The organism is Streptomyces megasporus (genome assembly GCF_000718985.1).
GTDB classification, from domain to species: Bacteria; Actinomycetota; Actinomycetes; order Streptomycetales; family Streptomycetaceae; genus Streptomyces; species Streptomyces megasporus.
Genome location: NZ_JODL01000045.1, coordinates 1 through 22,576 on the forward strand (window position 1 = coordinate 1; position 22,576 = coordinate 22,576).

Annotated in this window: 25 protein-coding genes and 1 pseudogene; 9 read left to right on the forward strand and 17 right to left on the reverse strand. The window is 70.4% G+C overall.

Translation table 11 applies throughout. From position 1 onward, the window contains the following. Positions 1-447: 447 nt before the first annotated feature. From IF47_RS28990 to IF47_RS0125670, 3 genes are all read left to right on the forward strand, one after another. A complete protein-coding gene (locus tag IF47_RS28990; RefSeq protein WP_051718233.1) occupies positions 448-987 on the forward strand; it encodes a hypothetical protein in 540 nt (179 codons plus the stop codon). Next, complete coding sequence (locus IF47_RS0125665) at positions 984-1,484, forward strand: hypothetical protein (protein WP_031511388.1); 501 nt, start codon at positions 984-986, stop codon at positions 1,482-1,484. The genes IF47_RS28990 and IF47_RS0125665 overlap by 4 nt, the downstream gene beginning before the upstream one ends. A gap of 260 nt (positions 1,485-1,744) precedes the next feature. Continuing rightward, positions 1,745-4,600 carry a DEAD/DEAH box helicase gene (locus IF47_RS0125670; protein ID WP_037733396.1) on the forward strand — a complete coding sequence of 952 codons (2,856 nt, stop codon included), beginning with the start codon at positions 1,745-1,747 and terminating at the stop codon, positions 4,598-4,600. Positions 4,601-4,767: 167 nt separating this feature from the next. Here the strand turns inward: IF47_RS0125670 and IF47_RS0125675 are convergent, their stop codons facing one another. Then, positions 4,768-5,361, reverse strand: coding sequence for a DUF4291 domain-containing protein (locus IF47_RS0125675; protein WP_031511390.1), 594 nt, complete (start codon positions 5,359-5,361; stop codon positions 4,768-4,770). A gap of 263 nt (positions 5,362-5,624) precedes the next feature. Between IF47_RS0125675 and IF47_RS30915 the strand changes: the two genes are divergently transcribed. Next, positions 5,625-5,849, forward strand: a complete 225-nt coding sequence (locus IF47_RS30915; RefSeq protein ID WP_157840054.1) for a helicase associated domain-containing protein — start codon at positions 5,625-5,627, stop codon at positions 5,847-5,849. A gap of 116 nt (positions 5,850-5,965) precedes the next feature. Here IF47_RS30915 and IF47_RS0125685 read toward each other — a convergent pair whose 3' ends face one another. From IF47_RS0125685 to IF47_RS0125720, 8 genes are all read right to left on the reverse strand, one after another. Continuing rightward, complete coding sequence (locus tag IF47_RS0125685; protein WP_031511391.1) at positions 5,966-7,921, reverse strand: DUF3732 domain-containing protein; 1,956 nt, start codon at positions 7,919-7,921, stop codon at positions 5,966-5,968. Positions 7,922-7,954: 33 nt separating this feature from the next. Then, entirely contained in the window at positions 7,955-8,440 is a 486-nt protein-coding gene (locus IF47_RS0125690) for a three component ABC system middle component (RefSeq protein WP_245641243.1), read from the reverse strand. A gap of 2 nt (positions 8,441-8,442) precedes the next feature. Beyond that, the gene (locus tag IF47_RS0125695) at positions 8,443-9,696 is read right to left on the reverse strand and encodes an ABC-three component system protein (RefSeq protein ID WP_211257274.1); all 1,254 of its coding nucleotides are present in this window, start codon (positions 9,694-9,696) and stop codon (positions 8,443-8,445) included. A gap of 214 nt (positions 9,697-9,910) precedes the next feature. Then, complete coding sequence (locus IF47_RS28290; protein ID WP_157840055.1) at positions 9,911-10,699, reverse strand: hypothetical protein; 789 nt, start codon at positions 10,697-10,699, stop codon at positions 9,911-9,913. A 62-nt stretch (positions 10,700-10,761) separates the two neighbouring features. Beyond that, positions 10,762-12,270 carry an ATP-dependent nuclease gene (locus tag IF47_RS31770; protein WP_031511395.1) on the reverse strand — a complete coding sequence of 503 codons (1,509 nt, stop codon included), beginning with the start codon at positions 12,268-12,270 and terminating at the stop codon, positions 10,762-10,764. Positions 12,271-12,577: 307 nt separating this feature from the next. Further along, positions 12,578-13,108, reverse strand: a complete 531-nt coding sequence (locus IF47_RS0125710) for a hypothetical protein (RefSeq protein WP_245641244.1) — start codon at positions 13,106-13,108, stop codon at positions 12,578-12,580. A 36-nt stretch (positions 13,109-13,144) separates the two neighbouring features. Next, entirely contained in the window at positions 13,145-14,038 is an 894-nt protein-coding gene (locus IF47_RS0125715) for an IS3 family transposase (protein ID WP_031511397.1), read from the reverse strand. Further along, the gene (locus IF47_RS0125720; RefSeq protein ID WP_031511398.1) at positions 14,035-14,337 is read right to left on the reverse strand and encodes a transposase; all 303 of its coding nucleotides are present in this window, start codon (positions 14,335-14,337) and stop codon (positions 14,035-14,037) included. Before IF47_RS0125720 ends, IF47_RS0125715 begins: the two co-directional genes overlap by 4 nt. 34 nt (positions 14,338-14,371) lie before the next feature. Between IF47_RS0125720 and IF47_RS0125725 the strand changes: the two genes are divergently transcribed. Further along, the gene (locus IF47_RS0125725) at positions 14,372-15,379 is read left to right on the forward strand and encodes an MFS transporter (RefSeq protein ID WP_078592129.1); all 1,008 of its coding nucleotides are present in this window, start codon (positions 14,372-14,374) and stop codon (positions 15,377-15,379) included. Positions 15,380-15,452: 73 nt separating this feature from the next. On the opposite strand, the gene IF47_RS31135 is transcribed toward IF47_RS0125725, so the two are convergent. Beyond that, positions 15,453-15,668 (reverse strand): hypothetical protein, encoded by a 216-nt coding sequence (locus IF47_RS31135; RefSeq protein ID WP_106982654.1) that lies wholly within the window; start codon positions 15,666-15,668, stop codon positions 15,453-15,455. Between IF47_RS31135 and IF47_RS31775 the strand changes: the two are divergent. Beyond that, positions 15,637-16,076, forward strand: a pseudogene (locus tag IF47_RS31775) (N-acetyltransferase family protein). The gene IF47_RS31135 and the pseudogene IF47_RS31775 overlap by 32 nt on opposite strands. Here IF47_RS31775 and IF47_RS29870 read toward each other — a convergent pair. The 3 genes from IF47_RS29870 to merB form a co-directional block, all read right to left on the reverse strand. Further along, entirely contained in the window at positions 16,027-16,857 is an 831-nt protein-coding gene (locus IF47_RS29870) for a MerR family transcriptional regulator (protein ID WP_078592130.1), read from the reverse strand. The pseudogene IF47_RS31775 and the gene IF47_RS29870 overlap by 50 nt on opposite strands. After that, on the reverse strand, positions 16,854-17,195 hold the full coding sequence (locus tag IF47_RS0125740) for a hypothetical protein (RefSeq protein ID WP_031511402.1): 342 nt from the start codon (positions 17,193-17,195) through the stop codon (positions 16,854-16,856). Before IF47_RS0125740 ends, IF47_RS29870 begins: the two co-directional genes overlap by 4 nt. Positions 17,196-17,296: 101 nt before the next feature. Then, a complete protein-coding gene (merB, locus tag IF47_RS0125745; protein WP_245641245.1) occupies positions 17,297-18,301 on the reverse strand; it encodes an organomercurial lyase in 1,005 nt (334 codons plus the stop codon). A gap of 62 nt (positions 18,302-18,363) precedes the next feature. Between merB and IF47_RS0125750 the strand changes: the two genes are divergently transcribed. Further along, on the forward strand, positions 18,364-18,777 hold the full coding sequence (locus tag IF47_RS0125750) for a heavy metal-responsive transcriptional regulator (RefSeq protein ID WP_031511404.1): 414 nt from the start codon (positions 18,364-18,366) through the stop codon (positions 18,775-18,777). Here the strand turns inward: IF47_RS0125750 and IF47_RS0125755 are convergent. From IF47_RS0125755 to IF47_RS0125770, 4 genes are all read right to left on the reverse strand, one after another. Next, the gene (locus IF47_RS0125755) at positions 18,749-19,300 is read right to left on the reverse strand and encodes a DinB family protein (RefSeq protein ID WP_031511405.1); all 552 of its coding nucleotides are present in this window, start codon (positions 19,298-19,300) and stop codon (positions 18,749-18,751) included. The genes IF47_RS0125750 and IF47_RS0125755 overlap by 29 nt on opposite strands. A gap of 77 nt (positions 19,301-19,377) precedes the next feature. After that, on the reverse strand, positions 19,378-20,439 hold the full coding sequence (locus tag IF47_RS0125760; protein WP_031511406.1) for an ArsO family NAD(P)H-dependent flavin-containing monooxygenase: 1,062 nt from the start codon (positions 20,437-20,439) through the stop codon (positions 19,378-19,380). A 104-nt stretch (positions 20,440-20,543) separates the two neighbouring features. Continuing rightward, positions 20,544-21,614: an ACR3 family arsenite efflux transporter gene (gene arsB / locus IF47_RS0125765; protein ID WP_051718237.1), complete on the reverse strand. Its 1,071-nt coding sequence runs from the start codon at positions 21,612-21,614 to the stop codon at positions 20,544-20,546. Positions 21,615-21,673: 59 nt separating this feature from the next. Further along, on the reverse strand, positions 21,674-21,988 hold the full coding sequence (locus IF47_RS0125770; RefSeq protein ID WP_031511408.1) for an ArsR/SmtB family transcription factor: 315 nt from the start codon (positions 21,986-21,988) through the stop codon (positions 21,674-21,676). A 72-nt stretch (positions 21,989-22,060) separates the two neighbouring features. Between IF47_RS0125770 and IF47_RS0125775 the strand changes: the two genes are divergently transcribed. Together IF47_RS0125775 and IF47_RS30420 are read left to right on the forward strand one after the other, a co-directional pair. Continuing rightward, positions 22,061-22,474, forward strand: a complete 414-nt coding sequence (locus IF47_RS0125775; RefSeq protein ID WP_031511409.1) for an arsenate reductase ArsC — start codon at positions 22,061-22,063, stop codon at positions 22,472-22,474. A gap of 5 nt (positions 22,475-22,479) precedes the next feature. Next, positions 22,480-22,576 (forward strand): FAD-binding protein (locus IF47_RS30420; protein ID WP_342667289.1); only part of this gene is annotated, 97 nt, incomplete at its 3' end.

The following is a 22,576-nucleotide window of genomic DNA, read 5'->3' on the forward strand; positions in this document are numbered from 1 at the left end:
GGCTCGGAGGTTCGACGCTTCGCGTCGAACCGGGCGCCCTCGCTTCGCTCGGGCGGGCCGGGCTCCGCCCGGCCGGGGGCCGCTGCGCGGCCCCAACGCCCCGTGCGGGCTTCGCCCTTCCGGGGCCGGGCCGGGCTCGCTGCGCTCGCTGCGGCCCGAGGGCGGCCCGCGCTGCGGGCCGAGGGGTTCCGCTGCGCTCCACCCTCGGAACCGGCCGTGGCATGGGCGGGGTTGAGCTGCCGTCAGCCGGATGGTGAGGGGTGGGGTTGGGCCCGCTGCGCGGGCCTGGCTGGCTACGGCAGGAAAGGGGGCGGGGCGGTGGCGAGGCTGACGGCCGGTCACGGGATCGCCGAGTCGGAGGAGTTGATGGGTTCTCCTCACGTGAGGATGCATCGCTGTGTAGAGTCTGGGAAAACACACCACCCCCGGGGGAGCGAGGGATAGCCCGTGCAGGACGGTTGGGAGCAGGCGAAGATTCACGCCCGCGCTGCGGTACGGCGCACGGCGACGGGCATGACGGCGGCACAGATCGAGAAGGCCACGGACGAGGCGCGGATACACGAAAGGATTCGCTCACGGGTGTGTGAGACCGAGGACGATATCCGCGCGCTCGGGATCGCGGTGGCCGAGCACACCGAGTGGCGGCGCATCGGATACGTGATGGAGGAGGAGGGCCTGGAGGTCTACAACCCCGAGCACGACCCCACGGCGGTGCGCTGGGCACGGGAGGAACAGACCGCCCGCCGGGAGCAGGCCGAGCGGGCGCGCCGGGAGCAGGCAGAGTCCCGAGGGGAGGCCCGGCCGGGCCGCGCGGACCAGCCGGCGCTGGCCGTTGTGCTGGACGCGGAGACCTCCCGACGCTTGCGCGCCTGCGCCGCCGCCCAGGGCACCACCCCGCAGCGCCTGGCCGCCCGTGTCGTTCGCGGCGTACTGCCGTACGGTCGGCCCATGACGCACGCCACGGAACCCCGCCCGGAGGCCCGATGAGCGGCTGGTGGGCCCATCTGGAGGAACAGACCCGCCGGGAAGTCGACGCGAATGTGCTGCGTGATCGCCGGATGACGGCGGTCAAGACCGTGTGGGAAGCCCTACGCCCCCTGGGACTGGGCCTGCGCGAGGCCGAGCAGGTGGTCCACGCACGCTACGAGGCCCTCGGCGACCGTGTGCAGCGCACGCCGCCCGATCCGCTCGACCTCCCCTCACTCGCAGCCCGCGCCGCGGCACTCCCGGGCCGAGTGGTCGCGGTCGAGGCTCTGTGGGACGGCGACACCGTCCATGGCTGGTTCGTGGTGCTGGTCGCGGTCCTGGACGACCCGGCGGGAGAAGGGCACCTGGCGACCGTCCACCACCGCCCCGGCGGCCCCCCACCAGGCACCGCTGCCGCAGAGGCGGGCCGGGCCCTGGCCGACTCCCTCGGGGTGCCGTTCCACTTTGCCTCCCCGGACGTCCCCGACGACGAGGCCCCGCGCTGGCGAACAGCCTGACGCCTGCCCGAAGGTCCGTGCTCGGAAGGACCGCCGCGACGCTCGGGGGCAAAGCGGGCCGCCAGGTGCCTCCCGTTCTCACGAACATCGCCCCGGACCGGTCCGGCTGCCTCCCGAACCGGTGAACAACCACTGCCGAAACCCGTGAGCATAGCCATGGCTCCCTTCGCCATCGAAAGCGCCGAGAAACAGCCACTCTGCATTCCCGCTCGGATACGGAAAAGGCCAGGAAGCACCACAGAGAAAGGAAGGGGCATTTCATGGCGGGTATCAGGCTTCGGCCGCATCAGGTGGAGGCGGTGGACGCGATCGTCCGGGCGCTGGAATACCGCGCAGGACGCGAGGTACCGGAGGGCGGGTTGCGGGCCACGGCGGTGGCCGCCACCGGGGCGGGCAAGACGTTGATCGCGGCCGAGGCCGCCCGGCGTCTGGAGCAGCGGGGGCGGGTGCTGGTGATGGTCCCCACCCTGGATCTACTGACGCAGACGGTGGCGGCGTGGCGGGCGGCCGGGCACACCGGCCCGGCGGTGGCGGTGTGCTCCCTGGAGGGAGACGAGGTGCTGGCCGCGCTGGGGGTGCGGTGCACCACCAACCCGATCCGGCTGGCGCTGTGGGCCGGGTCCGGGCCGGTGACCGTCTTCGCCACCTACGCCTCCCTCACCCCCCGCCAGGACATCGGCCCGGACGGGGACCTGGTGGAGGCGCCGGGGCCGCTGGAGGCCGCCTTCCAAGGCGCCTACGGGCAGCAACTTGCCCCGTTCGGGCTCGCCGTGGTGGACGAGGCCCACCGCACCAGCGGAGACGCGGCCAAGCCCTGGGCGGCCATCCACGACAACCAGCGGATCCCGGCCGCACGGCGCCTGTACCTCACCGCCACACCACGGATCTGGCAACCCACCGCCGGGCGCCCGGACGAGGCAGAGACCGCAGAGGGCGGGAACGGACCTCAGAGAGCCGCAGAAGGCCGCTCAGAGACCGTTCCAGCCGATGCCGGGCGGCCGGTGGCCAGCATGAATGACACCCGCCTCTACGGCCCACAGGTGTTCACCTTCTCCCTCACCGAGGCGGTGGACCGGGGCGTCCTGGCCCGGTTCGAGATCGACGTCCTCGAGATCCGCCCGCCCGACCTGGGCGTGGGTGGGAGCGAGGAGGAACAGCGAGGCCGGCGCCTGGCCGCCCTCCAGGCCGCGCTCGTCCAGCACGCGGCCGCCACCGGGGTGCGGTCACTGATCACCTTCCACCACCGCACCATCGAGGCCCTCGCCTTCGCCCGCGCCCTGCCGGACACCGCGGCCCGGCTGCACCAGGAGGACCCGGCCACCTACCCGCGGCGGGTATGGGCCGACTGGCTCTGCGGCGAACACGAACCCGCCCACCGGCGCCGGGTGTTGGACCGGTTCGCCGACGGCATCGATGAGGACGGGTGGGAGACCGAACTGTCGGTGCTGGCGAACGTGCGCGTCCTGGGCGAAGGCGTCGACATCCGCGGCCGACGCGGTGTCGACGGCGTGGTCTTCGCGGACGTGCGCGGCTCGGCCGTGGACATCGTCCAGGCCGTCGGGCGGGCCCTGCGCCAGAAGCCCGGCCAGGGAAAGGTGGCGCGGCTGGTGGTGCCGGTTTTCCTGGCCCCGGGGGAGGTGCCGGACGACATGCTCGCCTCCGCCTCCTACAAGCCGCTGGTGGCCGTCCTTCAGGGGCTACGGGCTCACGACGAGCGCCTGGTCGAACAGCTCGCCGTCGCGTCCGCGCCCAGCCGCAGCCGGCCCGCGTCGGTGCTCGGCCTGGACCCCGCACACGACCGCGACGGCAGCAGCGGGGATGGGAGTGGAGGCGAGAGGGCGCCGTCGATGGCGGTGCCGCTGCTGCGGTTCTCCACCCCCCGCGACCCCGCGCTCATCGCGCAGTTCGTCCGCACCCGCGTCATCCAACCCGAATCCCACATCTGGCTCGCCGGACTCACCGCCCTCCGCACCTGGCACCAACAACACCAGAACGAGAACCAGGACCAGGACGGAGACAAGGGCCGGGAGCACGAAGGCGAGTACGAGCACCAAGGCCAGGGGCACGACGGCGACAAGCACGAGCACGGCGACAAGAGCCAGGAGCAGGGGCAGGGCGGCGTGCGCGAGCGCCACCAGCACGACGACCACCAGACCGAGCCGCAGGGGCACAACCACGAAAACAGCAACCGGGAACACCGCCACAGGAAAGACGGAGAAGTCAGAACAAGCGGCACCGCCGGCGCGGCCCGGGGGCCGGTGGCGGTGCCGCTGGACGCCCGCGTCGGCCCCTTCCCCCTCGGACAGTGGGTCAGCGAGCAACGCCGCGCCTACCGCACCGGCACCCTCCCGGCGTGGCGGATCGAGCTGCTGGAAGAAGCCGGCATGGTCTGGTCGGTGCCGGACGCCGTCTTCGAGGAGAACCTCGCCGCGGCGCGGGCCTACCACTCCGTGCACGGGACGCTGTGCGCGCCCCGGACGGCGGTGGCCGAGGGTCGGCCGGTCGGGCAGTGGCTCACCAACTGCCGGCGTCCCGACGGACTCGGCAAGGACCCGCAGCGGGCCGCCGAACGGGCCGCCCGACTCGCGGAGATCGACCCCGACTGGAACCCGGCAGAGAAGGGCTGGACGGTCGACTGGCAACGCCACTACACCAAGGTGCGGGCCTGCCTCGACGGCGGCGCCACCCTCGAGGAGATCCGCCCCGGGGTGACCGTGGGCGGCGAGGACGTCGGGTTGTGGCTGGCTCGGCAGCGTGCCGGGTGGCAGCAGTTGGCCGACGGGCAGCGCGAGCGCCTGGCCGCCCTCGGCATCCAACCCACCCCCCCGACCGTGCCGACGCCGGGCGGCCAGACCAGCCCCGGGAACGAGACAGCAGCATGGGCAGTGGTGGTGCCCGCGGGCGCCACAGCCTGGGACCGTGGTCTGGCCGCCCTCCGCCAATACCAGGGCCGGGAAGGACACACCCGGGTGCCCAGAAAATGGATCGAACCCGTCCACGACCAGACCGGACACCAACACCCCATCCGGCTCGGGGTATGGCTCAGCAACCAGAAGAGCCGTCGGGCCAAACTGCCGGACGAGCGGATCAAGGCACTGGAAGAACTGGGGGTGTAAGCGGGAAAGGCACCAAGCACTCGGGCAGACACCGGGCGAGCCCGCCCAACAGGGGGACGGCCCCACCCCGTGCCGCGTGCCGCAGGCGGCTGCCTCCTCGGCCGCCGTGCTTTCCCCGGTGGACACCCCCTTGACCGCCCTACAAGCCGTCTCAAGTGGCTCTTGAGTCAGGCACGCAGATGGGCCATCAAGCTGTCGGTCGTGGGGTAGGGGCGTTCTGCGGGCAGGAGTCTTCGGGCGACTTCCACAGCTCCGTCCCTCACGTGGGCATGGATCGTGTGCGCGAGCGCGGTGACGTCGGTGATGGAAACCGTCCATTCCTCCGCGTATCTGTGTGCCGCCTCGCCTGCGAGGCCGAGTTGCAGGGAGCGGTGGGAAAGCGGCTGGAGGTGCAGGTCACGTTCGGGATCCCACTGGACCCGGGCCGGGGCTCGCTTCAGCTGGCGTTTCCAGGTGGCGCGGTCGGGGTGCAGCCCGTGTTCGTAGTGGGACAGGCAGGCGTGCTCCAGGGCCCACTCGAAGCCCTCGCGGGTGATCTCGACGGCGAGGATGGTTTCCTGTCCTTCTTTGGTGCCCCACCCGGAGCGGTACATCATCCAGAGGAACGAGGGCTTGATCCACGTCATCCGGTCCCGCTTCCACGTTGCGGGAAAGCGACCGTCCCGGGCGGCCGGCAGGCCGATCTCCGGTGCGTACGCCTGGTACACGGTCACCGTTGAGACGGTGTGGACGGCGCGGATCCGATGCTTGGGTTCTGTCACGGTGACCAGGGTCGGCGCCCGCTGCGGTCGGCGCTATCGAATTACCGGGTCGGCGAGGTACTGAACTGTCCCGAGTTCCGTGGAGTCCAGCGGGCTTGTCTCCTGCGGACCGAAAGGTGGGGCGCGCTACCCGAAGAAGCGGCACAGCCGCCCGGCGCGGGCCGGACGGCTGTGCCGCTGCGGCTTCGGCCGGGGTGCGGGCTCCGGCATCAGGCAGCGAGGCCGGTACCGGACACGAGGCGGCAGCGGGGGCGGTGGTGGTGGTGCCCGCCGGCGCTTCTGCCTGGGACCGTGGCCTCGCCGCACTCCGCCAATACCAGCAGCGGGAAGGACATGCGCGGGTGCCGAGGAAGTGGATCGAGACCGTCCGCGACGACACCGGACACCAGCACCCCATCCGGCTCGGCATCTGGCTCAGCAACCAAAAACAGCGGCGGGACAGACTCCCCCACGAGCGGGCCGCCGCGCTGGAGGAGCTGGGGGTGTAAGGCCTCCTGCCGGTACAGCGATGGCGCCCGCCCCTCATGTGTCGCGTAAGGGGCGGGCTCATTGGTTTAAGTGATGTGCCCCGGCTTATGCGGAGCCCTACTTGATGTCTGGGATTTTACTCTTCCAACCACTCCATGGGGATCAGGGCATTCCTCCTGCCACCGTGGGGTCTCCAGTTCTCCACGATGGCGTCCTGGAACCACTGGTCGGGAAGGTTGGCGTGGTCGCACACGATGATCTGCAGTCCGCCCTCGCTGCCCTGCGCGACGTCATTCAGCAGTTCGAAGTACTTCGTGACCGTTTCCCAGTCGGCGTCCTCCACGGTACTTGCGTCACGGACCTTTTCCGGGAAGAACGCTTGGGTGGGCTGGTCGAGCATCAGGAAGCGGGGTACGGGGCGTCGGTGCTGCAGGAAGTAGGTGTGCAGCGCGAGGTGCGCCACGAGGTGGTAGCCGATCCAGTTCTTCGCGCTGCCGATGCGTTTGAGGGACAGCCTGCCGTTAGGGCGTCTGAGGACGACGTTGAGCTGGGTGAGACTGATGCGGACCTCATCGGCTGCTGCGGCCTGTCCGAGATCGAGCCGACGTGCCCATCGCGTCATCAGAGCCGCAACGTCGGTGAGGCGCCTTTCCGTCTCGGCGGTGACGTCGTCCTCATCGACCAGCGCTTGGAGCTCCTCGACGCGCTCATGGGCCAAGGTCAGGGCACGCTGCAGCCTCTTGACGTCGTCAAGGCCGTCATCGGAGGCAGCTGCGCGTTCTTGGGCGATGCGACCTTGGATGAAGGCGATGCGTGCCCGCTGATCTTGCAGGCTTCTCATGCGTTCATCGCTGGCGTTGAGTTCCTGCAGCGCCGCGGCGTTGACACGCAGGCGTTCCTTGACCGCCTCGCGTTCGGTCTCCAGGCGGCTGCGGTGCTGTTCGCGTACCGGCTGGAGGGTTTCGGCAGTGGCCAGTTCTTTGGTCAGATCTCGGGTCAGTCGGACGATGTCGGCGACCGCGGCGTCCGGTTCGTCCAGCGGCCGAGCGCACAGGGGGCAAATGTCGGCCCTGTGGTCATCTTGTTGGGGGCCGAGGAGCTCGAGCGTTTTGAGTCGGTCGAGCTGCAGGTGGAGTTCACCGGTGAAGGCGTGGCCTTGTTCGTGCCAGCGGTCCACCAAGGTCAGGGCGTCGCCGAGGTGCTGCCATCGCTCCCGCAGGTGGCGGCGTTCTTCCTCGAGTTGCTGTCGGCGATCCAGCGCTTCGGACGGTTCCTCGGGCCAAGCGGGAGTCTCCAGGGCACGGTCGAGGAGGTAGTGGATCTGCTGGCGGTCGAGGACCAGGGGCACGTTCTGCAGCAGTCCTTCGCTCTCGGCGAGGCGAACCAGTGCCGCAACTCGTGCGTCTGCGCCGCTTTGCCTTCGGACGGCGTCGTCGAATTGGCGTTGGGCTGCGCGCTGAGCTCGCAGGGATTCGGCGAGTTGGTGGCGGCGCAGCGCTTGTTCGGGGCCGGCCGCGCCCAGGAAGTAGGGCAGGGTGTCCTTGATCGCTTGGGCGATGCCGTCCTCGGTCTGGCGGTGGAAGAGCGCCGCTTGGTTGGCGATCTCGTTCTGCTTCTGGAAGCACAGCAGGGCCGCGTGCGCGATGGAGACGTGGAAGGCCCTGCGGCCTGCGCCCGCCGGTGGCTGGAAGTGGAAATCCTCGATGCCCAGGCGGGCGCTGAGTTCGGTGCGGATCGCGTCGGTGTCCGCGTCGACGCGGAGCTGCCCTGCCGGGGGGATGTCGAGTGTGCCGTCCCCGATGATCATCATTGCCTTGCTGGTGGATGCTCCCACCGGGCGGGGACGGGCCAGGACCATACGGGTGGAGCCGAAGGTGACGAGCAGCGCGTACCAGCCCACGGTCCGGTCGATGGGTTCGTCGGGGAGGTTGGGGTGGTTGCGGCCCAGGCAGTAGTCGACGATGTCGAGAACTTCGGACTTTCCGGTCTCCGACTCGCCGGTGAGAATGTTCAGTGCCCCGGGACGGAAGCGGATGACCCGGGGGTCACGTCGGCCGTCTCGGTGGTAGAGGGCCAGGGCCAGCAGCTGCATGACGGGGTGAGGGCTCCTTGTGGAAAAGTTGGGTCAGGGGCGTACGCCGAGAAGCCGGAAGGCGGTGGCGAGGTCGACCGCGGCGAGCCACCGGCCGATGATGGCCGCCTTCTTGGCGCAGTCCGCCACTTCGGTTCCGTTGCCCGGTGCGGCCTTGCGAGGAGCGCGGGGGCATCGCAGTCCTTGGCCGGTGATCTCCAGGGCCTGGTGGCGGAGGGCTGTGCGCATGCTGGCGCGGGTGTAGGGGGTCAAGGCTGCCGCCCGGTCGGGAAACAGGGCACGTTGCTGCGGGTGGTCGGCCAGCCAGGCCGCCAGGGAACGGCTGGTCCGGGCAGGCAGGGCCTGGCGGGTGTCCTCGGGCAGCACGAGCGGGAGCACGAGGAAGGCTGCGGGCCAGGGCAGGGGGCGGCGTGCTTCGGCGCGGTTGGCCGCGTGGACACCGCAGGCCAGGAGGTAGGCGCCGAAGGCCGGGTTGAGCAGCGCCTGTGCTTCGGGTACACGGGAGTGGGTACGGGGCACGGTCACTGCTCCTGCTCATCGTCACAGGCGTGCGATCGGCACAGCTCGTCGAAGCGGGGGTGCCATCCCACGGGGTCTGCGTCGGTGTCCGCGCGGTCTGCCAGGCTGTGCATGGTGCCGCGGCCAATCCAGCTCTCGGTCGCGCTGCCGCGGCGCGCGGGCATGTCCGCCGCCACGCGCATGGTCTCCTTCAGCACGTCCTTGCCGATGCTCTGGGCCTCTACGTCGCTGGTGTCGTCATCGACCGCGTCGGTCAGGTCGGCGAAGACGTGGTCCCACTCGTTCCACAGGCGCCTGTCGTACTGGTCCAGCTCGGCTTCGGTGATCTTGAAGGTGCGGAGCCACTCGGACCGCTGGGTCCGCGCATGGTGGTAGTCCCGCAGGTGGGTGCTGATGGTCCGGTCTTTCAGGCCGATCCACCGCATCTGCGCGACGACCAGGCGGTCGGCATAGGCGGCGATCTCGGCCTCCGTGAGCCTGCGCAACTCCTCCGTGATGGGCAGGTTCAAGCCGGTGTAGTGGTCCTTGATCTCTTCGATCCGGGTGGCCAGCTCCTGCGCCGACACCGATGTCCTCATCCGGTTCGGGTCCTTGCGTTCCAGCAGTTGCACGGCCACGCGGTACCACCACCCCTTGATCTGGTCGAGGATCGCGTCGGCGTGCTCGTTCGTCGGCCTGATCCCCAGCGCACGCGCGAGCTTAGGATCCAGGTCTGACATCACCGGCGCCCCGTCGCAGACGACCATGGCCTCGACCAGCCGAAGACGCCGGGCGGGCGTGAGGCCGAGGAACTTTGTCCGGTCGCCGGCGGTGCCGGAGGGGCCATCGGCGTCGGCTGCGACCTCTTCCATCCGTGCCAGCGCGAGGCCCGTGTCCCGCTGCGGCGTGTTCCGCAGCAGGTACGGGAAACTGCCCTCTGCCGCCACCTGCGTGGTGACCAGCCGCAGCAGTGGCATCGACTCGGTCACGGGCTTCCCCAGCTTCTCGAGCGCATCGATCCACGACGCGATGGACCGCCACACGTCCTTGCTGGTCTCGCTCAAGGAACCGGCCTCGATGCGGTGCTTGGACTGCAGCAGCTCAGCCGGTGTTGCTCCCGCGTCGTGAAGGAACTCGATGTCGTCCAAGACCTCCATGCGCAACTCCGCCGCCGGGTCCTGCCAGCTGCGCTCCGCCAGCTCCAGAAGAGCCAGCTCACACTGGTAGAGGTACCCCGTCATCTGGCCTGCTGCCGAATGCGAACCCGCTTGCGCCACGTTCCCCACTACAACGTCTAAGCCCACGCCCCACCGTTGCCACCCATCGCAGCACATCCGTCCCGCACGCGCCGCGACAGAGGGCAATCACCCTAGACCAAGAACAAACGAACGAATCCACGATTGCGCCACGTCCTCCATAGACGGTCTTGTTGCGTCCCCGAGGAGCCGCTTTGCCTCAAGGTATGCGCTACGGCATGAGGCAGCGCCATGATCAGACCTCCTGCAGACCGCCGTTGACGTACCAGTCGCTGTCCGCCAGGCCAAAGAGCAAAGCGGTTTCCCAGGCGTTGGCGTCCACTTGCGCCCAGCTCTCGGCCTCTGCCCGAATCTCTGCGCGGAGGACGTCGGGACCAACTCGCAGGAGCCTGCGGTGGGCGCTGCGCTTGCCGGACAGGTACCTCGCTGCTTGCTGGGCATAGCGTTCGGCGAGGTTGTGAGTATCAAAGTGATGGCGGACACGCGCCGTGAGGGTGGCCGACCAGTCGGCGCATGCCTCGATCCGGAAGCTCGCCGTGGCCGGTGCGGTGGGGAGGATCTCGGCAACCAGCCACCTTTCGCACCCCAACCGGTCGAAGTAGGGGTGCAGCGGCTGGGCTTCAGAGCCGGTGGGCAGCCGCAGTCCTTTGCCGTGGTTGCACGGCATGCAGGCGGGGATCAGGTTCAGCGGGACGATGGCCAGCAGCGGGAAGACGGCCTTGGGCAGGTGGTGGTCGAGGGTGTCGACCTCACCGATCCCGCACAGGGGGCATTCCCCGTCGAGTGCTGCGGCCTTGAGCCTGTCGTAGAAGGCGCGCCCGGCCTTGCGTCCCACCATCCCCTGATCGTAGAGACGGACGAGCGCGCCCCGGTCCGGGTCGTCCTTGTTGCGGTTGCGCACGGCGGTCGAGGTCGACAACGTGTGCAGATCGCCTGCATCCCCAGCCGCACGGTAGTGCGCCTCGGCGGCTATCAAGGCTCCCAGCCGGCCGAGCAGCGTCTCTTTCTCCTCCTCGTCCTGCATGCCATCTGTGCACGCAGCCAAGGTCTGCGCGACGGTGATATCGGGTCGTACGGGCCAGCGCATCAGTCGCGGCGCCCCCGACTGCGCAGGACCGTCATCGCACGCAGGAGACCCTTCGCCTCCGAGCCGAGATCCGAAAACCGATCGATGATCTCCTCGTAGGACAGGTCCTGTTCGACAAGCTCGACAAGTGCGGCGTGGTAGCCGGTGGAGGTGACCTCGAGGCCGAAAGCTTCGTGGGTGAGCTCTCCGACGTTTTCTCCGTAGGTCTCCATCACCGGGCGTTCAGCGACCAGGACATCACCGTAGCGACGCAGTTTGTACACGCAGGACGCCGGGACCTCCTGCAGAACCACGGGCGAGTGGGTGGCCATGACAGCCATGCCGTTGCGGTCGGTGAGCAGGTCGGAAAGGCTGCGCATGAGCGCGGACAGCAGAGGCGGGTGCAGATGCGTCTCGGGCTCGTCGATGAGGACCAGGGTGCGTTCGGTGACGGCCTCGATCAGACGGGTCACGATGAGCAGCGCGATCTTGTGTCCTGAGCTCAGAGCGCGGAAGATCCCGGCGAGGGTGGTTACGATGCGCCTCTCATCGCCACGCATGAGCGATTCGATGGTGTCCCGGTGGCCCTCGAGGAAACCGGAGGCGGCATAGCTGAGCGTGTCCACGGCAGCGCGCCAGCGCTCGCCCCGCGCCCCGATCCGGCAGACTCCGAAGCTTTTGATGAACTCTTGAGTGAGTTCCTCCTCGGTCTTCAGCCGCACCTGTCCCGGCGGATCCTCCGTCTGGAGGCCGATATAGGTGAAGGGCAACGCAGTGTCACCATCAGGCTGCTGAGTGTAGAGCTGATCGAAGGCGCTGAAGGAGACGGCCACGCAGTTGGTGAGGGCGCCGACATCCTCTTCATCGCTGCTAACCGGAATGTCACCGGTCGCCACGCGCTGCGCCAGATCGCGCAACAGGCTGGACTTGCCCACGCCGTTGCGGCCGATGAGCGCATGCAGATTGGTCGGTGGCAGGGAATCGGGACGGGCTTCGAAAACCAGGGTGGGAGCCGTCTCAGCACCCATAGCCGGTGGAGTGTAGGACCAGCGGAAGGGCACGACACGGTCCCGGCCCCGGGCGATGAGCATCAGGCGATCAAGCTCTGTGCGGTTGGTCCCGCGCATCAGGGAGTCACGGAAGACGGCGAGGTGTTCGACATCCGGGATGATCTCGGGGGCGTAGGCAATGTCACGCAGGCCCGCCAGCACGGCATGCCGCATGTCTTCGGGCAGCTCATTGAGCTTCTCGTAGTAAGTGTCCTGGTGGGCAAGGCTGAAGTAGCCCTCCGGCAGCGACTCAAAGCGGGTCGGCAACCGGTCCGCGGTGGCATAAAAGTCCTCGTCGATCCCCATCTCCACGTGTGCGATGCGCACGTAGCCGACATAGAGCAGGCGCCCGTCCTCCTGCCGTACTCGCAGGTCGAACGTGGTCACGTACCCGTAGTCGTCCCAGCTGTCCTTCATCAGGAACGCGCCGTCCTGGTTCCGGGTCGGCGCCTGCCGGTACTCCAGGACGGTGAACTGCACGATGACCTCTTCGGTTGGCGGTTGATCGCGTTCGGGATGTGCCCTACCCGGCGCAGCATAGAGCCCCGGTGAGCACATAGGACATGGGCCTCACCGACACCGACGGCATGTGCCGGAAGAAGCGGTCCCGCCAGCCCCTGGTACCACCTTCGGCTCCTGGCACGCGCCCACCGGCCCGCCCCTCAAGCCCTGTGTCGACTGGTCGACCGGACGCCTCCAGAGGGATACTTGCCCGCGTGGTGATCAGATCGGAGACACATTCCGCCGCTTCGCAGTCCCACTCGCCACGGCCCAATCGGTGACCTTCTCAGAGGTCCCGGTCGAGCACGGGGTTCCAGGCGAACCAGTCCAGGGCCTCGGCTCCCAGTTCGTACGGGGCGTTCAGGAGCGCTCGTTCCACCTCGGGCAGGTCGTCGTGGACGACAGCCGGGGCCCGCCTCAGCAACTCGCAGAAGTCGATCTGGTAGACGGCCTTGAGGCGTTCAACGAACTCGGGGTCCTGCCCACGTAGGCGGCCCATGGCGGCACGCACGCGCGGCTCCCATGCAGGCATCCCGAAGTGGTCGCTGGCACCGAGGCTATGGAACGCGGCCAGGACGAGGAACTCCTCCTGGGAGAACTTCTCCTGCAGGTACATCAGGTAGTCAATGCGCTTCTTGGCGTGCTTCTTGATCTCACCGAGCGCGCCGTACCCGAACTGCGTCAGCGTTCCGGACGTCCCGGGCCAGACGAGCTCGCGGTCGAGGACGCGCTTCTCGAACCGCAGCAGCGCGTACTGTTTGGGGCTGTTCACCGCTTCGAGGGCTTGGTGGTAGACCCACGTATTGCGCGCGAACATGACTGAAGTTCCCCCATGACCTTGGACACTCGTTTCTTACGCTGCCAGGGAGTGACCTTGCTGGTGCCGCTGTCGGGTCTCGAGCGGGGTGAGGTAGCCCCACAGAGGGTGCTTGCGTAGCCGTCGGCGGTTGTAAAAGGTCTCGATGTAGGTGAAGATCGCCGCTCGGGCGGTGGCCCGGTCCGGCCAGACACGGACACCGATCTCTTCCTTCAGGACAGCGAAGAAGCTCTCAGCTGCAGCGTTGTCGTAGCAGGATCCGGTCCGGCCCATGCTCTGCCGCATGCCCAACTCCCTTATGTGGCAGCGGAGTTCCTCAGAGGTGTACTCGCTGCCGCGGTCCGAATGAGCGATGCAGCCCGACTGGAGGCCGCCCCGGCCGGCGGCCATGGTGAGCGCGTCGACCACGAGCGAGGCCCGGTGATGGTCGGCCATCGCGTAGCCGACGACCTCGCGAGTGGCCAGGTCCAGCCAGGTCGCCAGATAGAGCCAGCCCTGCTCGGTGGGGATGAAGGTGATGTCGCCGACCAGCTTCACTCCGGGCACCGGTGCGGTGAAGTCGCGGCCGATCAGGTCCGGGGCCGGCACCGCCCGTTTCGCGGGCCTGGTGAGAGACCGGCGCCTGCGGCGCGTGACACCGGTGATGCCGCGCTCCCTCATGATCCGCTCCACCCGCTTGTGGTTGACCCGGCGCCCGAGGCGGACCAGCTCGGCGTGGACGCGCGGAGCCCCGTAGGTGTGCTTCGAGGCGACGTGCAGCACGGTGATCTCGTGGGCCAGCGCGTCGTCGGCCTCCTGGCGGCGTCGGCGGGCGGCCTCGCCCTCTGCCCAGGCGTAGAACGAGGACCTGGCGACCCTCAGCAGCCGGCACAGGAGAGCAACACCGAAGGTGGTCTTCTCCGCCTCGATGAACCGGTAGACATCGGTCATCGATCGCTCTCCTTCGCGAAGAAGACCGCCGCTTTTCGCAGCACCTCGATGGTCTTGGCCTGCTCGGCGTTCTGCCTGCGCAGCCGCTTGAGCTCGTCACGCTCGGCCGAGGTCAGCTCGCCGGGCCGGCCCTGGCCGCGGTCGGCCTTCGCCTGCTTCACCCAGCCCCGCAGGCCCTCAGCACTCACACCGAGGTCACGGGCGACCTCGGTGACCGTCTTGTCGGAGGCCAGCGCCAACTCGACGGCATCCCGCTTGAACTCCTCCGTGTACCGCCTGCTGCGGTTGTTCTTGCTCAACCTGAACTACTTCCCCTGAGACCCATCCGTCCCAGTGTCCACGTGTCCAGGTCAACGGGGGAGCTTCATCGCGCTGCTGCCCCTGGTGTCCGGGCATATCGGCGCCGTCTACGCGATCGCCTTCGGCCTGTCGTCCGCCTCGGTGTTCTTCAACCCCGCCACCGGGGCCGTGCTCCCCCGCCTGGTGGGCGAGAAGGAGCTGGTGGCGGCCAACTCCGGGATCTGGACCGCCGCGGTGCTCTCCCAGATCGCCCTCGCCCCGGCCGCCGGCCTGCTGGTCGTCGCCTTCGGCTTCGCCCCGGCCTTCCTCATCAACGCGGCCAGCTTCACGCTCTCCGCCCTCGTGCTGACCCGTCTGCCGCTGACCGCCCGCCCGAGCACCACACCGGATCAGAACCAGGCCATCCACCCGGCCGGGCGGTGGCGGCGCTGGGCCCACCAGGCCGGCGGCGGCATCCCCCTCATCGCCAGGGACCGGCTGCTGCGCGTCCTCGCCGCCGGCCAGCTGCTGGCCGCGCTCTCGGCCGGGGCCACCAGCGCCCTGCTGGTGGTCCTGGCCGCCGACCATCTGGGGCTGGGCCCGGACGGATACGGCTGGCTGCTCGCCGCCATCGGCGTCGGCGCCGCGGCGGGCCCGCTGCTGGTGCTGCGGCGCGTGGAGGATCCCCGCCGCCCGCTGCTGGTCTTCGGCCCGTTCGCCCTGCGCGGCGGCGTCGACCTGACCCTGGCCGCCACCACCAGCCCCGTCGTCGCGGGCGCCGCCCTGACCGCATACGGGGTGGGCACCTCCACCGGCGCGGTCACCTTCACCTCCCTGCTGCAGGCCACCGCCCCGGAAACCCACCGCGGCCGGGTCCTCACCGCCTTCGACATGCTCTGGCAGACCGGACGCCTCGCCTCTCTTGTCCTCGGTGGGCTGGTCGCCGACGCCGTCGGTGTCCGCTGGGTCTACCTGGTCGGCGGCATCCTCCTGCTCGCCGCCGCCACCCTGGGCTTTGCCACCCGCATGGGCTCCCCGGCCCACGCACAAGACGGCGAGTAAGGCAGCGCCGTCCGCTGACCAAAGGCGGCTTCCGGAGCACCCCTTTCGGCTGCACTGACGGCCCAGCGGTGGGTCACCGTGGCGGCCTGGGCGGGGCGGGCACCGTGATCGACAGCCCCAGGTCCAGGCGTTTGTCTATGTCGAGCCGGAAGGCGCCGTAGGGGTTGATGTTCGACCAGAACAGCGCGGTCAACCCGCGCCGGCCCTCTTCCGAACACTGCCGGCCGCGGCCTGAAGTCGGGACGGAGAAGCGGGGCATGGTGAGCAGCGGCTCCGTGGCGGCGCCCATGACGGCAAAGCACGCTGAGCAGGTCCTGGCCATTTACCAGGACGGGATCGACGAAGGGAACGCCACCCGAGACGGCGCTCGCCGCGGCCCAGCCAGCGTGGTCGAGCACTCCGTCTACGTCCACCCCGGGGCCGCGGCGTCGGGGCAGCGCTGCTCAAGGCGCTCATCGACTCGACCGAGGCGGCGGGGATCTAAACGATCCAGTCCGGGATCTTCCCCGAGAACACCGCCGGCCTCGCCCTCCACCAGCGCGCCGGGTTCCGCAGCATCGGCACCCGTGAGCGCATCGGCCGGCACCGCGGCGTCTGGCGGGATGTCGTCCTGCCGGAGCGCCGCAGCCCGCTGGTGGATGAGCCGGTCAGCGGATGGTGGCTGGGACGAGGCGGGGGATCGCGCGGACGTAGATGACCATCCCGACGACTTCGACCAGCGTCTGGGTGACCACGACGACGGCGGCCACGGCCAGGTCGTCCGGCAGTGCGAGGGCGAGCGGCAGGACGACCAGGGAGTTGCGGGTGGCGCCGGTGAAGACGATCGCCCGGCTGTCGGGGGCTGTAAGGCGGAAGAGACGGGCGACGGCGAGCCCGGCGAAGGCCATCACGGCGAGGAATGCGGCGTAGACGGGGACGACCGCGGCGACGTCGGCGAGGCTGCCGCCGAGCTTGGGCACTTGGGAGGCGACGACGGTGAACAGGGTGGCGGCCATCAGCGGCACCATGGCCGCGCTCGCGGCGTCGGAGGTCTTCTGCCCGGCCGGGTGGCGGGCGGCCCAGCCCTGGGTGAGCCAGGCCAGCGCGAGCGGGATCACGATCAGGAAGACGAACGCCTCCAGAAACGGACCGGCCTCCACGGCGGCGACCAGGGCTGCGCGGATGGTGGTGAGGTCCGTGATCTTCACGTCGATCTCGGCGAGCTTGGCGGCCGCGCGCTCCTGGAGCCCCGGCACGGGGCGACCGTGGTGGTGCCGGCCCGTCTCCAGCAGTTCGGCGACCTCCTCCAGGGTGAATCCCAGCCGCTGGGCGGCCTTGATCACCCGCACCACGGTCACGGCCTCCTCGCCGTACAGGCGGTGCCCGCCCGCGCTGCGGTCCGGTTCCGCAAGGAGCCCGCGCCGCTCGTAGTAGCGCAGAGTCTGGATGTTCACCCCGGCAGCCTCGGCGACCTGCCCGCTGCGCAGCCCCGCGCTCACCGCGCATCCCCACCACGTGCCGCATCCGCCCGCGCCGCCAGGGCCTCAAGGACCGGCTCGTGGGCCGGGCCCACCGCAACGTCCAGCAGTACGGCACCGGGCTCGGCGGTGACGGTGAAGGCGAAGAACGAGCAGCAGCCGCTCTCCCGCTCGGCGAGGTCCCGCACCTGATCCTCCACGCCGAGCCCGTCGGCCAGCTCCAGCCGTACCAGCCGCGGATCCATGCGCGTGACCTGCCGCAGCCGTTCAGTGAACAGCGTGTCCCACTCCTCCACCCGCAGCGGACGTTCGGCGGTGGGCAGCGTGCACGACTGCGGCACCCAGTCCAGTCCGGTCATGACCCTCGCTCCCGTCGTCACGCCCCAGCAGCCCGGGGACATCTTTGACGGTAAACCTGTACCTGGGTACCGGATGCAAGGCCCGGTCCTCGAGGCCGCCGTCAGGAGGCGAGCAGGGGGCCGAACGTCTGCCGGGCGATCTCCTCGGCCTGGGTCTGGCTCACCACGCGGCCGGGCACCTCCGGGTGCGCCCGCATCCAGGTGCGCGCGGTCTCGTCGCCGGTGAAGAAGTTCAGCGCGTCGCAGCAGGCGGTGGCCGCCGGGCCTCCCCCGGGCCGCCGGCCGACGAACACCACCGTGCCCGCAGGCTCCCAATGCAGGACTCCGGCCGTCGCCGTGACGGTGACAGGCTCTTCGGTCACCGGGTCGGTGGAGGAGATCACCGCGTCCGCCTCGAGCATCGGGGGGATGCCGAGCGCGTCGATCGCGCACATCGACCACACCGCGGCACCGCCCGCAATGCGGACCCGGTGACGGGTGGGGACGGCGGAGAACGGGTACGCCGCACGGATCCGCCCGGTGCTGTCCAGGGTGAGGAAGTCCTCGTCAGCCAGTTCGGCCAGCACCTCGCCGGCGCTCCGGCCGGCCGCCGAGGCGACCGGCTCCAGGGCCTCCGGCTCGGGCGCGGTCCCGGTGGTGGCGAAGGTGCGCAGCACCTGCCGGTGCACCGCCCGCAGTCCCCGCTCATCGGGTGCGCGCCGTCCCCGGCCGGCCCTGGCGACCACATCCAGCGTCTGCGGAGCACAGCAGTCCGATCCCGCGCAGTCCTGTCCGCTGCGGGTCGCCCCGGCCAGGGCCTGGCGCAAGGCGGCCCCGCTCGGTGCCCCGGAGACCGCGCCGTTCGCGTCCCGGTACAGGCGGCAGGACAGGCTCGGCACCGCCCCGGGCGGCGCGAACGGGTCGGTGCCGTCGATCAGGATCGTCGGCGACCCGTACATGCCCCGCCGGGCGGCCTCGGCCTCGTCGGCGACCTCGACCAGCTCGACCTCGGCGTCCCGGCCGTCCAGCGCGGCGGTGACCCGCTCCAGGGCGGGCCGGGCGTTCGGGCAGTCCACCACCGTCAGCACCGTGATCCGCACGAGTTCCTCCTTCCAGACCGTCGTCACCCTCCGGCACCCGACGCTAGACCTTCCAGCGCACTGGAAGGTCAAGGGCTAGCCTGGGACACATGCGCATCGGCGACCTCGCCGCCCGCACCGGGCTGACGACCAAGACCATCCGCTTCTACGAGGACAGCGGCCTGCTGCCCCCACCGCCCCGCACCCCCGGCGGCTACCGCGACTACCCCGACCACACCGCCGCCCGGCTCGCGTTCATCCGCGACGCCCAGCGCGCCGGCCTCACCCTCGCCGAGATCCGCTCCATCCTCGCCCTGCGCGACGACGGCCACGCCCCCTGCACCCACGTCACCCGCCTGATCCACGAGCACCTGGACGACATCGACCGCCGGACGGCCGAACTCGCCGCCACCCGCAAGGCCCTGTGGGCCCTCGCCGACCGGGCCGCCACCACCGACCCCGCCGCCTGCGGCCAGGACGACATCTGCACCATCCTCACCTCCGCGCGGCCCCGGGGAGAGTGAGCTGGCGCCGGTGGAAGTCGAAGTGCCGGGCCGGGTAGCGATAGAGGTCGGCGACGGTCATGACGTCTTGGAAGAACGGGTCCCACCGGCACGGATAGTGCATCCGCAGCGCCAGGTGGGCCGGCGACTCCGCATCGACCCGCCGGTGCAGGCCGGCGATGACGCGGTCGAACAGCCCCGCCATGCGCCGGCGCCCGACCAACCTCGCCCCGCCGACCGGGCCCAGATAGTTGACGAGATCGAAGGGGCCGGTCGCGGCATCCAGCAGCCGCGCGAAGACACCGCTCGCGCCCAGCGGCAGCCGCCCGAAGAGAGCGAAGACGAGCAGCAGCGGCCGCACGAGGAGATAGCCGAACAGCATGTGGAACAGCAGCTGCTCGTTGGTCCACCGCGTGCCCTCGCTCGCCCGCGCCAGATCCGCCCGGCCGGCCCTCTCCAGCAGCCGACGGAACTCGATGCGCACCCGCTCCAGCTCGTCGTGGACCGCGCTGCGGTCGAAAGCCGCGTTCGCTGCCCTGTCCACGTGTCCTCCCCGGCATGCTCAAACGGGCGGCCCGACGTCCTTCTCAAGGCTAGGCGCGGTAGCGCGGCCGCGCGGGGTCAGGCCGGCAGATCACGGATCCGGTGGGCGGCGTCGCGGGCCGGGCGGCCGACGCCGATCAGGGTGGCCGAGGCCGGGCCGGTCCAGTCGCCGTAGCCGAGCAGGTGCAGCCGCGGCTCGCCCACCGCGCGGGTGCCGTCGGTGGCGAGGTGTCCGCGGCGTCCGCGCAGGCCGAGCGGGGCGAGGTGGGACAGGGCGGGGCGGAAGCCGGTGCACCAGATCACCGCGTCCGCCCCGGCCGCGGTGCCGTCGGCCCACACCACGCCCTCGCGGGTGAGGCGGGCGAACATCGGCTGGGCCTTGAGCAGACCGGCGTCCCGGGCCGCGCGGACCGGCTCCACGGCGACGATGTCGCCGAGCGAGGCGACCCCGCCGGAGTCGGGCAACCCGGCCTCCAGGGCGCGGCGGCGGGCGGTGGCCACGTCGAACAGGGCCCGGCCGTCGACGTGGTCCGGTAGGAGGCGCGGCGGGCGGCGGGTCACCCACATCATCTCGATGCCGCCGTGGAGGGCGAGGTCGGAGGCGATCTGCGCGCCGGAGTTCCCGCCGCCGACCACCACCACCCTCTGCCCGGCGAACTGCTCGGGGCTGCGGTAGCCGGTGGTGTGCACCTGGCGGCCGGTGAACACCTCCCGGCCGGGGACGGCCGGCAGGAAGGGGCGCCACCAGGTGCCGGTCGCGCTGATCACCGCCCGCGCCGACCAGGTGCCGGCGTCGGTCTCCACCCGCAGCCGCGCCCCGTCCCGGTGCACGCCATGGACGCGGACCGGGCGGACCACGGGCAGGTCGTAGCGGTGCTCGTAGGCGGTGAGGTAGTCCACCACGTGCGCGGCGTCCGGATACTCCCGGCCAAACTGGTGCGGCATGGGCCGGCCGGGCAGCGAGGAGAACGCGGCCGGGGAGAACAGGCGCAGGGAGTCCCACATGTGGCGCCAGGCCCCGCCCGGCGCGTCCTGGGCGTCGAGGATGGTGAAGTCCAGGTTCCGCCGGCGCAGGTGGTAGCCGGCGGCCAGGCCCGCCTGGCCGCCGCCGATGACGACCACATCGGTCTGCCGACTCATCGGAAGACCGCCGTCGCCGTGGGACGGGCCGCGCCCGGACGGCGGTCGCCGGTCCGGGCGCGGTGGGCGCACTGCTCCGCGGCGGGAGAAGGGCGTGGGGGGCATCAGCGCTCCGTGTCCCGCGCCGCGGGAGTAAGTTGCCGGGGGCCGAACCTCTTGCGCCAGGCCAGGGCGACGTACACCAGGGCGATCAGGATGGGCACCTCGATGAGCGGGCCGACCACACCGGCCAGCGCCTGGCCGGAGGTGACGCCGAAGGTGGCGATGGCCACCGCGATGGCCAGCTCGAAGTTGTTGCCCGCGGCGGTGAACGCCAGGGTGGTGGTGCGGTCGTAGGCCAGGCCGATGGCCTTGCCGAGGGCGAAGGTGCCGAAGAACATCACCGTGAAGTAGAGCAGCAGCGGCACCGCGATGCGGGCGACGTCCAGCGGCCGGGAGGTGATCGTCTCCCCCTGGAGGGCGAAGAGGAGCACGATGGTGAACAGCAGCCCGTACAGCGCCCACGGGCCGATGCGCGGCAGGAAGCGCTCCTCGTACGCCTCGCGGCCCATCTTCTTCTCGCCGAGGCGGCGGGTGAGGAACCCGGCTGCCAGCGGGATGCCGAGGAAGATCACGACGTTGAGGGCGATCTCCCACATGGAGATGTCCAGCCGCTCGCCGTCGCCCAGGCCCAGCCAGCCGGGCAGCAGGTCGAGGTAGAACCAGCCCAGCAGGCCGAAGGCGAGGACCTGGAAGAGGCTGTTGAGGGCCACCAGGACGGCGGCGGCCTCGCGGTCGCCGCAGGCCAGGTCGTTCCAGATGATCACCATGGCGATGCAGCGGGCCAGCCCGACGATGATCAGTCCGGTGCGGTACTCGGGCAGGTCGGGCAGGAAGATCCAGGCCAGCGCGAACATCACCGCCGGCCCGATCAGCCAGTTGACCACCAGGGAGGAGACCATGAGTTTCCGGTCGCCGGTGACCGCGTCCAGTTTGTCGTAGCGGACCTTGGCCAGCACCGGATACATCATCACCAGCAGGCCCAGCGCGATCGGCAGGGAGATCCCGCCGACCTCGACGCCGCTCAGGGCACCGTTCAGCCCCGGAATCAGGCGGCCCAGGGCGAGGCCGGCGGCCATGGCGAGCAGGATCCACACCGCGAGATAGCGGTCGAGGGTGGAGAGCTTGGCGACGATCCCGGCGGCGGCGTCCGCCGCTCTGGGCGTCTTCTCCGGGGTGGTCTCTTCGGCGGTGGTCACGGGCAGGCCCTTCGGTTGTCGGCGGCGCGGGTGGTGCGGGCGGTGCGGGCCAGCTCCACGAAGGAGCGGCCCAGGTGCTCGATGACGTCCGGGCGCAGCCGGTAGTAGGTGTACCGGCCGCACGGTTCGGTCTCCACGACCCCGGCCTCGCGCAGCACCCGCAGGTGGTTGGAGAGGTTGGTCTGCTTCGCCCCGGTCTCGGCCACCAGGTGGGTGGTGCACAGCGTCTCGCGGGAGAGGAGGGTCACGATCTGGAGCCTGAGCGGATCGGCGAGCACCCGGATCAGGTCAGTGTCGACTGACGTCAGCATGCGCTGATACTGTCACATCAGCCGAGAGTGATGCCATCCCGGCCCCGCCACGAGCCGAGAAGAGAGCCTGTGATGTCCGAGAAGCCGTCCGTGCTGTTCGTCTGCGTCCACAACGCCGGCCGCTCCCAGATGGCCGCCGCCTGGCTGACCCACCTGGCCGGCGACCGGATCGAGGTCCGTTCCGCCGGCTCCGCCCCCGCCGACCGGGTCAACCCGGCCGCGGTGGAGGCCATGCGCGAGGTCGGCATCGACATCTCCGCCGAGACCCCGAAGGTCCTGACCGTCGACGCGGTCCGGGAGTCCGACGTCTGCATCACCATGGGCTGTGGGGACGCCTGCCCGGTCTTCCCCGGCAAGCGCTACCTGGACTGGCGGCTGGAGGACCCGGCCGGCCGGGGCGTGGAGGCGGTCCGCCCGATCCGCGACGAGATCAAGAAGCTGGTCGAGGGCCTGATCGCCGAGATCGCTCCGGAGAAGACCGCATGAGCGCCGTGAGCGACGTCCGCAACGTGATCATCATCGGCTCCGGGCCGGCCGGCTACACCGCAGCGCTCTACACCGCCCGCGCCTCGCTGAAGCCGCTGGTCT